The 403-nt window shown below is 73.7% G+C and carries 1 pseudogene; it reads right to left on the bottom strand.

The features are described from left to right. Window positions 1-140: 140 nt before the first annotated feature. A pseudogene (locus tag IJ15_RS26600) lies at window positions 141-403 on the bottom strand (hypothetical protein); the annotation flags it as partial.

Raw genomic sequence — 403 nt, forward strand, 5'->3', positions numbered from 1 at the left:
GATCAAGTCGGTGCCCGCCCTGGGCGATACGGGTTCGTAGTGGTCGCGGGTCGAGGTGGCCACGACGACGAATCCGCACGCCGCGACGACGGCCGTCGACAGCCCGACGACCCAGCGAGTACCCGGCGTGGGTGACACGGTCACCGCCCTCCGGCCGGAAAGACGTCGACGATCGTGCCGTCGAGGCGGGGATCCACCGATCCCGTTTTCTTCTCGGGATCCTCGAACAGGACGGAGATCAGCGGGTCGTCGGCCGTTCGATCCGGGCGCACGAAGATGTGCGACACCTCGGCCGACAGGAGTCCGACACGGCGCGGGCCGTCCGCGGTCACCCCGGGGAGGCGGGCGGCGGCGGGGGGCGCCGGGGCGGCCGCGGGCGGGTGCCGGGGGGGGGGAAGCGCGG

The sequence above is a fragment of the Prescottella defluvii genome (assembly GCF_000738775.1).
GTDB lineage: Bacteria > Actinomycetota > Actinomycetes > Mycobacteriales > Mycobacteriaceae > Prescottella > Prescottella defluvii.